Genomic DNA, 12,349 nt, shown 5'->3' with positions numbered 1-12,349 from the left:
CCAACGGATGCCCGTGGCCACCGGTTCCGCGCCCCGACGTCGCCTGGACGACATCGCGCCGGATGCCAGCGCGCCAAACGTCGGCCCGCCAGACGTCGGCCCGGCGTCTGGCGGGCCGCCCGCCCGCCTGGCGTCCGGCGACACCGGCTACCGGCCCGGTGGGACGGCGCCGATCAGGGGACGCCGGACCGGCCCGGCAACGGCGCCACCAGCAGGCAGACCGTCAGCAGGTTCAGCACGACCCAGGCCGCGGCGAGCGCCATCAGTCCTGGCTGGACGCCGGCCGTGAACAGGGCGGGAACGGCGCCCAGTCCCGACAGGACCCGGCTCGCCGCGACGACCCACACAGCGACCAGTGAGCGGCGAGCAGGCGCGACGACCAGGCAGCCAAGCGTCACCACGCCCATCAGGGCGCCGAACACCAGCACGCTCGCTGGGGGCTTGTCGCCGTCCACCGCGGAACCGGGCAGGCCGAGGACCAGCAGGTCCGCCACGCCGAGCACGGCCGCGACGGCCAGCCCGGCCCTGGCTCGCCGGCGGAGCCCTGGGCTCACGATCGATGCTCCACCGGAACCGGGCCGCGGGCCGGCCGGTGGTCCGTCTGTTCGAGCCGGTTCGCCGGGTGTCATCGCCGGTCGCCGGTCCGTCAGCTCCGCCGGAGCCGCAGCGGCGCTCTGCCCGGCTCCACCATCAGCTCGACCGCGACCACGTTGACCAGGACCCACAGCGCGGCGGACACGACGAGCCCCGAGGGGACGACGTCACGGAAGAACGCCGGGATCGCGGTGAGCACCGAGAACATCCTGCTCGCCGCGACGACCCGGAAGGCGGTCCGCGACCTGGTGGTCAGCAGGATGACGACGCTCACCACGGTGATGACGCCCATCAGCACGGAGAAAGCGAGGGTGGCCGCGACCGGTCCGCTCGCGGCGAAGCTCGGCAGGGGCAGCGCGGGGCCGGCGAGGTTCAGGACGCCGAGGGCGGTCGCGAGGCCGAGCCCGGCCCGGTTGAGCCGCGACAGGGGCGGGCGCGTGGACAGGGTTCCATTGCCGCTGGGCGACACCGGTCCGCTGGGCGACACCGGTCCATGGTCGGCCGCCTGGGCGCGGGTGTCAGCCGTCCCGACTCCCAGCCGTCCCGGATTTCGCCCGACCCGTCTGGGGGCAGGCTCCCAGACGGGTGGGTAGGTTCCCAGGGACAACGGGAGCGCGCCGGCGTCATCATCAGGCATGACCATCTCTGCCACGGCCCCGCTGCGGGTGCTCCTCGCCGACGACCATGCCGTGGTCCGCCGCGGGATCGCGGCCCTGCTGTCGTCCGTGGGCGGCATCGAGGTGGCCGGCGAGGCGGCGACGGGTGCGGAGGCGATCCGCGAGGCCCAGCTGACCCGGCCGGACGTGGTGGTCATGGACGTGCGGATGCCGGACATGGACGGGGTCGAGGCGACCCGCGGCCTCGCGGACGCGCTCCCGGAGTGCGCGGTGCTGATGCTGACGATGTTCGACGACGACGAGACCGTGTTCGCCGCGATGCGCGCCGGCGCCCGCGGATACCTGCTCAAGGGCGCCGCCCAGGACGACATCTTGCACGCGATCCGTTCGGTCGCCGCCGGGCACGTGGTGCTCGGCCCGGGAATCGCTCGCCGGCTGCTCGACCAGGCCGCCGAGCCGCGTGGCCCGGCACCGGACCCGTTCCCCGAGCTCACCGCCCGGGAGCGRCAGATCCTCGACCTCATCGCCGCCGGGCGCAGCAACGGCACGATCGCCACCGAGCTCGGCGTGGCCACGAAGACGGTGGTCAACCACGTGTCGGCGATCTTCGCCAAGCTGCGGCTGGCGACCCGCGCGGAGGCGATCGTGCGGGCCCGGGAAGCGGGCCTTGGCCGGTGACCCGGGCATGACCGGCCAACCGGCGCTCACGGAGCCCGTCGGCGCCGACTCCGCCCGGTCCGCATCGATGAGCAGGGCGCCGTCGGAATCCGCGCCGCCGGAATCCGTGTCCGGGGAACCCGCGCCGCCGAAACCCGTGCCGCCCGAGCCCAGGCCCGCGGACGCCCTGGCGCCGGACGCCTCGCACGCCGACACCGAGCCCCTGGCTTCGGGTCCCGGCGTGCCACCACCCGCCGCCGCGGGCACCAGGCTGGCCGGGACGGTTCCCGGTGGCGCCCCGCGCCGGACCGGGGCGTGGGTCGGGCCAAGCGCGCGGCGGGTGTTGCCGAAAGGCCCCGTCGGGGTGGCGGCCGTGCTCGTCGTCCTCGCCGTCCTCGGCCTGTGGGCTCCCGGCGGCGTGGGCTGGCGCGGGGTGGGCGCACTGATCTTCGGGACGGTGTGCGCGGCGACGGCGTGGGCGGTCCTGGCCTTCGGCCCGGATCCCCGCAACCGCTGCGGGCTGGCGATGGCCGCGCTCGCGGGCCTCGTCCTGGCCAGTGCCGCGGCGCAGACGCTGGCGGGCTGGGGCCTGCCCGGCGCGGACCAGGTATCCGAGGTTCTGTACCTCGTCGCCGTCGGCGTCGTGGCCCCGGTCTCGGCGGCGCTGTACCCGGACGGCCGGCTGCCAGGGTGGATCACGCGGTCGTGTGCCGGATCCGGGATCGTCGCCGCCGCCCTGGCCGCGGCCCTGGCACGGGTGGACGAGAACACCACCGTCCCGCTCGGCGCCGTCGCCGTCGTCCTGCTGCTGTCGGCCGGCTGGGCGCGGTTCGTGACAGCGGCTGGGCAGCACCGCCGGGCGCTGCAGTGGCTGGCGTGGAGTTTCTCGCAGACGACGCTTCTCGTGCTGCACGTCATGTTCGTCGGCGAGGCGTTCGCGGTCGACCTGCCACGCGCCTTCTACGTGATCACGTTCGCGCTCGCGGCGCTGCCGCCTCCGGTATGTGCCGTGATCGGGATCGTCGACCCGGATCTGCTGGACATCCGCTGGCTGATCAGGAAGTCGTCGGCGTGGACGGTGACGCTGGAGTGCGCGTTCGCGACCACCGCCGGCACATACGCCGCCCTGGAGCTCATCACCGGCCACCCGCCAGGGCGCAGCGGCGTCACTGTGCTCTGCGTCATGATCGCGGTGCTGTTCCAGCCGGCGCTGCGCGCGATCGAGGACCTCGTCGACGACGTGCTGTTCGGCGGTCGGGCCGACCCCGTGCAGGCGCTGGCGGGCCTCGGCGAGCGGTTCGACGCGGGTGGCGACCCCGCGTCGTGGCTGCCGGCGCTGCGCGCCGGGCTGGCGCTGCCCTACGTGGAGCTGTGGAGCGAGGACGAGCGGGTCGCCTCCGCGGGCGCGCCGCCGAGCCCGGTTCCGTCACCCGCCCCCGCCCCCGCCCCCGCCTCCGAGGCCGAGGCCGCCGCGGCGGCGGATCGGTTCGGGCACGCCCACCCGCCGGACGTGATGACCACTACCACCGTGCCGCTCGTCGTCGGCGACGAGCGGGTCGGCGCGCTGGTCGTCGGCCTTCCACCGCAGGTCCACGCGCTGCCGCCGGCGACCCGCAGCGTGCTGCGCCTGGTGGCGCCGCCGCTGGCCCAGGCCCTGCGCGCCGCTGCCCTGGCCGAACAGCTGCGGGTCTCGCGCGGCCAGCTGGTCGAGGCGCTGGAGGAGGAACGCCGCCGGCTGCGCCGGGACCTGCACGACGGCCTCGGCCCGATCATGACCGGCGTCGCCTACAGCGCCGACGCCGCGCGCAACCTCGTTCCCGTCGACCCGGACCGGGCGCAGACCGTGCTCGCGGACCTGCGCGCCGACACGGCGGCGGCGATCACCGAGATCCGCCGGATCGTGTACGGCCTGCGCCCGCCCGCGCTCGACGAGCTGGGCCTGGTCGCGGCCATTCGCCAGGGCTGCAACCGGCTGCGCGCAGCGGACGGGCGGGCGCTGGCCGTCGCGGTCGAGGCGCCGGGGGAGCTGCCACCGCTGCCGGCCGCCGTCGAGGTCGCCGCCTACCGGATCGTCCTGGAGGCCGTGACCAACGCGGCCCGGCACTCCGGGTCGGCGGATGTCTGGCTGACGGTCGAGGCGCGCACGGACCGCCTGGTGCTCGCCGTGCGCGACGGTGGCCGCGGGGCCGCCGCGAACTGGCGGCCCGGCGTCGGTCTCCAGTCGATGCGGGAGCGGGCCGAGCAGGTCGGCGGCACCCTGACCGCGGGCCCCGGCCCGGCCGGTGGCGAGGTCCACGCCGAGATCCCCGTGCTGGCGTCCTAGCCAGGTCCCGGCGGAGCGGCGGTCACCGACCGCGGGCCGGGCCTCGCAGCGCCGCGGCGAGGATCGTGCGGGCGGCGCGGGCCTCGGGGATGGGGAACAGGGGATAGCCGTGCGGGAGGCCAGCGGCCTCGTGGTAGTCGATCTCCAGGCCGGTGGCGGTCGCCCGGGCGGCGAGGCGGCGGCTGTCGGGAAGCAGCACGTCGTGGGTGCCGCACAGGACGGTGAGCGGCGCGAGACCGGTCAGGTCGCCGTACAGCGGGCTGGCCAGCGGGTCTGCCGGGTCGAGGGCCCCGGCCCAGCACCGGCCGGCCTCGGCGAGGCCGGGAACGGCGAGTATCCGGTCCTTCGCGGCGAGCGCGGGCTGGTCGGGGTCGGTCATCGTCACGTCGAGCCAGGGCGAGACGAGCACGGTCCGGTCCGGCTGGGGTGCGCCGCGGTCGCGCGCGACCTGCGCGGCGGCGAGCGCGAGGCCACCACCGGCGGAGTCGCCCATCAGCACGACCCGCGCCGCGCCGGCCCGGCCCGCCTGGCCGGACTCGCCGGCCCGCGCCCTGGTCACCAGGTCGGACAGCAGGTCGGTGACGGCGGGGACGACGTCCGCGGCGGCGCCGCGCGGTGCCACCGGGTACATCGGAACCACGAAGCGCGCGGGGACGGCGCGGGTGAGCCGCGCGAGCAGGTACCAGTGCCAGCGCAGCATCTCGTTCACGTAGCCGCCGCCGTGCAGGTAGAGCACCGTCACGTCGGTGCCAGGCCCGCCGTCCACCGCCCGGGCCGGCGGGCCCTTGGGGGAGAGCTCGTGGACGGCCCAGCCGGCGCGGTCGGCGACGGTGTGCCGGGTGAGATGGCCGAGCCAGCGCGGCGCCCGGGCGGCGGTGGGGCTCGTCCCCTGGGCCGCGAGACGCGCCCGGATCGCCTCGGCCGTCCACTCCCGGTCCCCGCCGCGCAGCGGCAGTGCGACCGACTGGGTGAGCCTCGCCCGCAGGCTCGGCACGCCCGGTCAGAAAGCCATGAAGAGAATGGCGTCGCGGTCGTACTCCAGGTGGGGGTGCTTCTCTGCGAGGTGGGCCTGGGCCTTCTCGACGAGGTCGTCCTCGTTCTCGCCCTGGATGCGCGTGCCGCAGGGGCAGTCAAGAGTCGTCTTCACCGGTGCCTCCTTGGTGCTTCTGGGGACGGGGCCTCCAGAGGTGCGAAGGAGGAGCGTTTTCGCACCTCCTGTGGGCCTCCAGGAGCTTTGGCGCCGCCGCAATCCTAGCCAGCTAATGGCCCGTCGCGCCCGGCCCCGCGTCGGGGGACCCGTCCGCGAGCTCGTCGGTGAGCAGCAGGTCGCGGCGCAGCTGGCCGGTGCGGTAGGCGGCGCGGCTGATCCGCTGGGCGAGGACGGGGGCGGTGACCAACTGGAACAGGCCGACCAGGACGAGGCCGGAGCCGTACCGGAGGTCGACCTGCAGGGCGGCGCCGGTGAGGATCGCGAGCAGGCCGATCGTCTGCGGCTTGGTCGCGGCCTGCAGCCTGGCCGGGACGTCCGGGAAGCGCAGCAGCCCCCACGCGCCGAGCACACAGAACGCCGCGCCGCCGAGCATCAGCACACTGGTCGCGACGTCGGCGACGAGGCCCCTCACGGGTCCTGCCCCGATCGCGGCGGGCGGGGGCCCGGCGGGCCGCGCAGCTCGACGAGGCGGGCCGCCGCCGCCGCGCCCAGAAACCCGAGAAGCGCCACCGAGCCGAGCAGGGCCAGGTTGAAGCCCTCCTGGAGCCGCGCGACCTCGACCGTGACCGCGGTGACGATCAGGACCACCAGGACGTCGAGGGCGAGGACGCGGTCCAGCTCTGTCGGGCCGCGCACCACCCGGACGAGGGTCAGCAGGCCCGCGAGGGTGACCAACCCCAGCGTGATGGCGTAGACGACCTGCATCACTGCCTCCCTGAGGGCCGTGGCCCCGGCGCCGGGCGCGGCTCCGGCCCCGGTGGGACCAGATCGTGGCCCAGGGCGAGGATCACCCGCCGCTGCAGCGCGTCGGCGTGCGCGCGGACGGTCTCGACGGCGCCGGGGGCCGGGGCGACGAGGGCGTGGACGTAGAAGATGCCGTTGTCACGGTCGACCTGGATGACCGCCGAGCCGGGGGCGAGGGAGACGGCGTTGGCCACGATGGCCGCGACCACCTCGGATCGGGTCCGCAGCGGGACCGCGACGATCGCCGACGGCATGGCGGGGCCGTAGCGGACCAGCTGCGCCGCGACGGTGACGCTCGCCGGCAGCAGCCCGGCCAACAGCCGGGCGGCCAGCATTCCGGCCGCGACCGGCCGCGGCCGCCGATGCCCGGCCGCGGCGCCGTCCTGGTCCTCGTCCGCGTCCTCGGGCGACGGCGACGGGAACGTCGCGAGCACGGCGACGGCGACGAGCAGCCCGCTGAGCGCGGCGAGCACGCTGAGGCGCCCCCACAACAGCATCCAAACCAGCCACAGCCAGGCGACCTGCCCCGGCCGCCGGGCGGCCGTCACGACCGCGGCCCCCGGCCGCCGCCGCGACGGGCGTGGGCGGGGGCTCGGCCCGGTGGACCTGGCCACGGGCGGGCCGGCGCTCACCGGCCGCCGACCCGTCCGCTGGCCGTGCCGTGCCCGTCGGGCTCCCGGCCCTGGTTGCCACCGAGCACGGCCTGCTCGTAGACCGCCGGGGTGAGCAGGTCGGCGGCGGCGCGGGCGGTCAGGCCGGACAGGGGCCCGGCGAGTACGGGGATCACCAGGCCCGCGGCGACCAGGCCGGCGGTGGCGGCGATCATCGGGCGGCTGACCGTCTCGGTGCCGACGACGAGGAGGTCGCCGGGATCCGGGTCGGGGTGCGCCGGCCGGGGGCGTCGCCAGAACGCGCTCACCCAGACCCGCGCCATCACGTAGAGCGTCAGCAGGCTGGTGACGAGCATCGCGGCGACTGCCACGTACACCCCGGTCCGGAACGCGCCGGCTCCTGGGCCCGACGCGGCGCCCGCCCGGGAGCCGGCCTGCAGGAGCGCGAGCTTGGCGATGAAGCCGGACAGCGGTGGCACGCCGGACAGGCTCAGTGCCGGGATGGCGAACAGCGCCGCGACGACCGGTACGACGGCGGCCAGGCCGCCGGTGCGCCTCGGCATCGACGTGCCGGCGTACCGGGTGATCAGCCCGCTCGCGAGGAACAGCGTGGCCTGCACGACGATGTGATGGACCATGTAGAGGATCACGCCGGACAGGCCGATGACGGTGAACAGCGACAGCCCGAACAGCATGAACCCGATGTGGCTGACCAGCAGGAACGACAGCACCCGGTTCAGGTTCTCCTGGGCCAGCGCCCCGAGCGCGCCCACCAGCAGCGTGGCGACCGCGGCCGCCAGCAGCAGCGGCCAGGTCCCGCTGTGCGGGAACACCAGGGTGTGGGTGCGCACGATCGCGTAGACGCCCACCTTGGTCAGCAGCGCGGCGAGCACGGCGGTGATCGGCGCCGGCGCGGTCGGGTAGCTGTCCGGCAGCCAGAAGTGCAGCGGCACCACCGCCGCCTTGAYGGCGAACACGACCAGGACCAGGAGGCCGAGTGCCGCCCGCAGCGCCGCCGGCAGACCCGACACCGTCGCGGCCAGCCCCGCGAAGCTGACCGTTCCCGTCGACGCGTACACCAGCGCCAGCGTGGTCAGGAACAGCAGCGAGGAGGTCAGGCTGACGATCACGTACGTCATGCCCGCCTGGACCCGTTCCGCGGTCGTGTCCAGCGTGATCAGGACGTAGGACGAGACGAGCATGACCTCGAACGCGACGAACAGGTTGAACAGGTCGGCGGTCAGGTAGGCGAGCGCCACGCCGGCGACCAGCGTCAGGTAACAGGCGTTGAAGATCGTGCTGTTGCCCTCCGCCCGCTCGTCGACGACGCCCTGGCCGACGGCGTAGCCGAGCACCGCCAGCGTCACCACCGCCGAGGTGAGCAGGAGCAGGGCCGCGAGCCGGTCGGCGACCAGGGTGATCCCGATCTGCGCCGGCCAGTCGCCCAGGTGCGCGACCGTCGGGCCGGTGGTGTCGGCGGCGGCGAGCAGCACGGCCGCGTCGGCCGCGACCGCCGCGACGACGGCGAGCGCCAGCATCCGCTGCGCCCGGAGGCGAAAGCGCAGCAGCAGCGTTCCGCCCGCGGCGAGCAGCGGCCCGACCACCGGTAGCACGACCAGCACCTCCGGCGCCGTCACCGCCGCTCCCCGCCCGGCGGCTCTCCGCCCGGCGGCTCTCCGCCCGGACCGTCCGACTCGGAACCGTCCGAGCCGTCCGGGCGGCCCGTTCGTCGGTGGTCGTCATCGGGGTGGCGATGGCGCGGGGCGTGCGGGTGCGGCAGGGAGAGATGCGGGAAGTGGTACGCGAACTGGGCCTCCAGGCGCTCCTCCAGTGCGGTGATCCGGTGGTCCTCGACGTCGTCGCGGACCTCGGTGTTGCCGAGCAGGGTCCAGGCCCGGTAGGCGAGCGTCAGCAGGAACGTCGTCAGCGCGAACGTGATGACGATCGACGTGAGCGCCATGGCCTGCGGCAGTGGGTCGGACATCTGGTCGGGCGGCACCGAGCCGGACATGGCGGGTCGGCCGCTCTTCCCGCCGACCAGCAGCAGGAGCAGATTGGTCGCGTGGCCGAGCAGCACGATGCCGACGAGCACGCGCAACAGCCCGCGCTGCAGCAGCAGGAACGTCCCGGCCATGTAGAGGCCGGAGACGACGGCCACCGACGTCAGGTTCAGCACGCCGTGGCCCGCCGGCCCGGTCACCGCGGCCGCCGCGGCTGCTGCTGCCAGCGTCACCGTGCCTCGCCCGGGCCCGGCGCGGCGTCGGGTGGAGCTCCCGGCGAGCGGCCCGGCCGCGGGCGGCGGGCGGGGTCGGACCCGACGCTCAGGTCCCCGGCGGCCGGGCCGGGAGCGGACCCGCTCTCCTTCTCGATCCCGATGCCCAGCGTGCGCAGCAGCTCGAGCACCACGCCCACGACGACCAGGTAGACGCCGACATCGAAGAACAGGCTCGTCGCCAGCTCCACGTGCCCGAGGACCGGCAGGTGCGCCTCGGCGACGTAGCTTCGCAGCACGGCACCGCCGAACGGCACCGGCGCGAGCGCCACGCAGGTGGCGACGGCGAGGCCCGCGCCGATCACCAGGGAGGGCTGGACCGGCACCGCCGCGCCGACCCGGTCGCGGCTGCCGGCGACGTAGCGCAGCACGAAGGCGAGGCCTGCGACCAGGCCGCCGGCGAAACCGCCGCCGGTCCTGGAGTGCCCGGCGAACAGCAGGTAGACCGAGAAGACCAGCACGACGGGGAACACCGCCCTGGCCGTCACCTCCATGAGGACCGACCGGGTCGACGTGCGGCCGCCGCCCGGCTGGTAGACCCAGCCGAGCTCGCCCGCGCCGTCCAGCCACCGTTCGTCGGGTCCGTCGTCGGCCGGTCCACTCGTGCCTGGGCCGGCGGCCTCCAACCCGCCCCCGGCCGGGCCAGCCGGTTCTCGGACGCCCCCACGCGGGGAGCGGACGCCGGGGGCGCGGGCCAGCAGCAGACCGGCGACGCCGAGCGCGGCGACCGCCAGCACCGTGCTCTCGCCCAGCGTGTCGAGCGCGCGGAAGTCGACGATGATCGCGTTGACGACGTTCGTCGCCCCGGTCTGCGACGGCGACCGGGCGACGTACTCCTGGCTCGCGAGGCCCCACTGGGGGTGCACGTCGGCGACAGTGATCGCGAAGGCGCCGACGAACAGGCCGACCGCCACCGCGATCAGGAGCCGTGGCCAGCGCGGCACCCCCGTCCTGGCCATGGTGGCGAACCGGTCCGGCATGCGGCGCAGCACGAAGACGAACGCGATCAGCGACAGCGACTCGACGAGGAACTGGGCGAGCGCCAGGTCGGGCGCGCCCTCGACGAGGAACAGCGCGCCGCACCCGTACCCGACGCCACCGAGGAGCACCGCCGTCGTCAGCCGCCGCCGGGCGCGCACCACGGTCGCGGCCGAGGCGAGCACGACGACGGCCAGCGCCGGCTGGATGGGATAGTCCCAGCGCGGCAGGCCCGTCGGCCACACGAGACCGCGCACCAGCGCCGCCCCCGGCACGAGCAGCGCCACCATCAGGACCGTGGCCAGGTACATCGGCAGCGACCCGACCTGCGTGCGCGCCGTGACCGCGAGCGCGAGTCGCCCGACGGCCGTGACCGTCCATTCGTAGCCCCGCTGCGCGTCGAACAGGCCCTTCGCTCGCCTTGCCTGCTTCCAGGGGGCCGTGGCCGGCGACGCCGACCCCCCCGCCTCCGCCGGATGCTGGTGCTCGGGCGCCACCGATCTGGTCCTGGCCGCCGCCAGCCGTGCCTCGGCGATGACGATGGCTACACCGGCCGCGACGGCGAGCGCGGTCAGCAGCAGGGCCGCGCCCACTCCATGCCACAGCGCCAGGTGATAGGCAGCGGTCCCGTCGTCCGGTGCCACGGTGTCCGCGTAGCCGGCGACGAACGCGTCCACGGCGGGCGCCGCGAGGCCGAGGCCGAGCCCGGCGGCGGCGAGCACGACGACGGGGCCGGTGAACGCCGGGCTCGCCGGTCGCCAACCGCTCGGTGCCACGTCCCGCTTGGTCGCGAACGCCCCCCACAGGAAGCGGATCGTGTAGCCCATCGTGAGCGAGGCGCCGACGACCATGACCGCGAGCAGCACCGCCTGGCCGGCGCCCCGGCCGTGCCAGAGCCCCTCGAGCGCCGCCTCCTTGCCGAGGAAACCCACCGTCGGCGGGAGCGCCGCCATCGACGCCCCGGCCAGCACCGCCGCCGTCAGCAGCACCGGCGCCTGCCTGCCGACGCCGGACAGCGTCCGCAGGTCACGCCCGCCGGCCCGGTGGTCGACGACGCCGACGACCATGAACAGCGCCGCCTTGAACAGCGCGTGCGCGAGGATCAGCGTCGCGCCGGCGAGCGCCACGGTCCGCCCGCCGAGGCCGACGAGCGTGGTGAGCATCCCGAGCTGGCTGACGGTCCCGAACGCGAGCAGCCGTTTGAGGTCGGTCGCCGCCAGCGCCCGCAGCCCGCCGATCAGCATGGTCACGGCGCCGAGCGCCGCCGCCGGAACCGTCCAGACCCGCGTGTACCCGCCGGCGGCGGCGAAGGCGGGCGTGAGGGTCGCGACGAGGAACACGCCGGCCTTCACCATCGCGGCCGCGTGCAGGTAGGCGCTCACCGGCGTCGGCGCGACCATCGCGGCTGGCAGCCACGGGTGGAACGGCGCCTGCGCCGACTTCGTCGCCGCCCCGAGCAGGATCAGCGGCGCCGCCGCGGCCGCGAGCCCGCCGGCCGGCGGCGCATCGGCGAGGATGCCCGAGATCCGGTACGTCCCCGCCGCCTCGCCGAGCAGGACGAAGCCGAACAGCATCGCCAGCCCGCCGAGGGTCGTGACCAGCAGCGCCTGCACCGCCGCGCGCCGCGCCGCCGGCGCCACCCCGTCCCCGCCGATCAGGACGAACGAGAAGACGGTCGTCAGCTCCCAGAAGACGTACAGCGTGAGCAGGTCGTCGGCGATCACCAGGCMGAGCATCGAGCCGGCGAAGGCGAGCAGCGCGCTCGCCGACCGGCCGAACCCGGCGGCGTCGTGCGCGTGGTACCAGCGGGCGTAGCACAGGACGAGCGCGCCGACGCCGGTCACGAGCAGCGCCATCAGCAGCGCGAGCGGGTCCAGCCGGAACGCCATCTCCAGGCGCAGCCCCGGCGCCCAGCGCAGGACCGTCGCCGGCCGCCCGCCGGACGTCACGTCGCCGAGCCGCGCGATCAGCAGCCAGCAGAAGACGGCGGCCGGCACGACGGCGGCGAGCAGGTATATCCGGGCACCCAGCCGGCGGGCGAGGAACGGCAGCAGCGCCGCGACCCCCAGGTGCGCGGCGACGGCGACGGGCATCGGCGGCGGCCCGCCGGCTACGGCGGCGGGCTCGCGGCGCGGCGGCAACGCCCGCCGCGCCCGTCGCCGCCCGCCATCCGCCCACCCGTCCCTGCGTTCCGCGGTCCCGCCCGCGCCGTCAGGTGGTCATCCTCACGCCCCGGCGCGACCACGCTCGGTAATGGCCCGCGTCGGGCGTTTCGCGGCGGCCGGACAGCGACGCGTCACCTGCCGGCTGGCTCGGGACCGCGGCGCCGTCCGGGCTCGCCAG

At 75.7% G+C, this 12,349-nt stretch carries 12 protein-coding genes; 2 read left to right on the top strand and 10 right to left on the bottom strand.

Going from position 1 to position 12,349, the window contains the following annotated elements; all coding sequences use genetic code 11:
• Positions 1-173: 173 nt before the first annotated feature.
• A complete protein-coding gene (locus BCD49_RS21100; RefSeq protein WP_007513800.1) occupies positions 174-554 on the bottom strand; it encodes a hypothetical protein in 381 nt (126 codons plus the stop codon).
• Between the two features lie 92 nt (positions 555-646).
• On the bottom strand, positions 647-1,231 hold the full coding sequence (locus BCD49_RS21095; RefSeq protein WP_157845236.1) for a hypothetical protein: 585 nt from the start codon (positions 1,229-1,231) through the stop codon (positions 647-649).
• Here BCD49_RS21095 and BCD49_RS21090 point away from each other — a divergent pair.
• Both BCD49_RS21090 and BCD49_RS21085 read left to right on the top strand, forming a co-directional pair.
• Entirely contained in the window at positions 1,230-1,889 is a 660-nt protein-coding gene (locus tag BCD49_RS21090) for a response regulator (RefSeq protein ID WP_007513796.1), read from the top strand. The genes BCD49_RS21095 and BCD49_RS21090 overlap by 2 nt on opposite strands.
• A gap of 7 nt (positions 1,890-1,896) precedes the next feature.
• On the top strand, positions 1,897-4,191 hold the full coding sequence (locus tag BCD49_RS21085; protein WP_027140760.1) for a sensor histidine kinase: 2,295 nt from the start codon (positions 1,897-1,899) through the stop codon (positions 4,189-4,191).
• A gap of 22 nt (positions 4,192-4,213) precedes the next feature.
• Here the strand turns inward: BCD49_RS21085 and BCD49_RS21080 are convergent, their stop codons facing one another.
• The 8 genes from BCD49_RS21080 to mbhE all read right to left on the bottom strand — a co-directional run bounded on the left by BCD49_RS21080 (position 4,214) and on the right by mbhE (position 12,099).
• The gene (locus tag BCD49_RS21080) at positions 4,214-5,185 is read right to left on the bottom strand and encodes an alpha/beta hydrolase fold domain-containing protein (protein ID WP_007513793.1); all 972 of its coding nucleotides are present in this window, start codon (positions 5,183-5,185) and stop codon (positions 4,214-4,216) included.
• Between the two features lie 6 nt (positions 5,186-5,191).
• Positions 5,192-5,338: a DUF1059 domain-containing protein gene (locus BCD49_RS21075; RefSeq protein WP_007513791.1), complete on the bottom strand. Its 147-nt coding sequence runs from the start codon at positions 5,336-5,338 to the stop codon at positions 5,192-5,194.
• 112 nt (positions 5,339-5,450) lie between these two features.
• The gene (gene mnhG / locus BCD49_RS21070; protein ID WP_035928675.1) at positions 5,451-5,774 is read right to left on the bottom strand and encodes a monovalent cation/H(+) antiporter subunit G; all 324 of its coding nucleotides are present in this window, start codon (positions 5,772-5,774) and stop codon (positions 5,451-5,453) included.
• 35 nt (positions 5,775-5,809) lie between these two features.
• Entirely contained in the window at positions 5,810-6,106 is a 297-nt protein-coding gene (locus tag BCD49_RS21065) for a monovalent cation/H+ antiporter complex subunit F (protein ID WP_007513788.1), read from the bottom strand.
• Positions 6,106-6,693 (bottom strand): Na+/H+ antiporter subunit E, encoded by a 588-nt coding sequence (locus BCD49_RS21060; protein WP_007513786.1) that lies wholly within the window; start codon positions 6,691-6,693, stop codon positions 6,106-6,108. Before BCD49_RS21060 ends, BCD49_RS21065 begins: the two co-directional genes overlap by 1 nt.
• A gap of 80 nt (positions 6,694-6,773) precedes the next feature.
• Positions 6,774-8,393 (bottom strand): Na+/H+ antiporter subunit D, encoded by a 1,620-nt coding sequence (locus tag BCD49_RS21055; protein WP_083401596.1) that lies wholly within the window; start codon positions 8,391-8,393, stop codon positions 6,774-6,776.
• Positions 8,390-8,989, bottom strand: coding sequence for a sodium:proton antiporter (locus BCD49_RS40860; RefSeq protein WP_232794085.1), 600 nt, complete (start codon positions 8,987-8,989; stop codon positions 8,390-8,392). The genes BCD49_RS21055 and BCD49_RS40860 overlap by 4 nt, the downstream gene beginning before the upstream one ends.
• Complete coding sequence (mbhE, locus tag BCD49_RS21045; protein ID WP_071041805.1) at positions 8,986-12,099, bottom strand: hydrogen gas-evolving membrane-bound hydrogenase subunit E; 3,114 nt, start codon at positions 12,097-12,099, stop codon at positions 8,986-8,988. Before mbhE ends, BCD49_RS40860 begins: the two co-directional genes overlap by 4 nt.
• Positions 12,100-12,349 lie beyond the last annotated feature (250 nt).

The organism is Pseudofrankia sp. EUN1h (assembly GCF_001854645.1).
Taxonomy (GTDB): domain Bacteria; phylum Actinomycetota; class Actinomycetes; order Frankiales; family Frankiaceae; genus Pseudofrankia; species Pseudofrankia saprophytica.
This window is presented reverse-complemented; position numbering and strand designations above follow the sequence as displayed.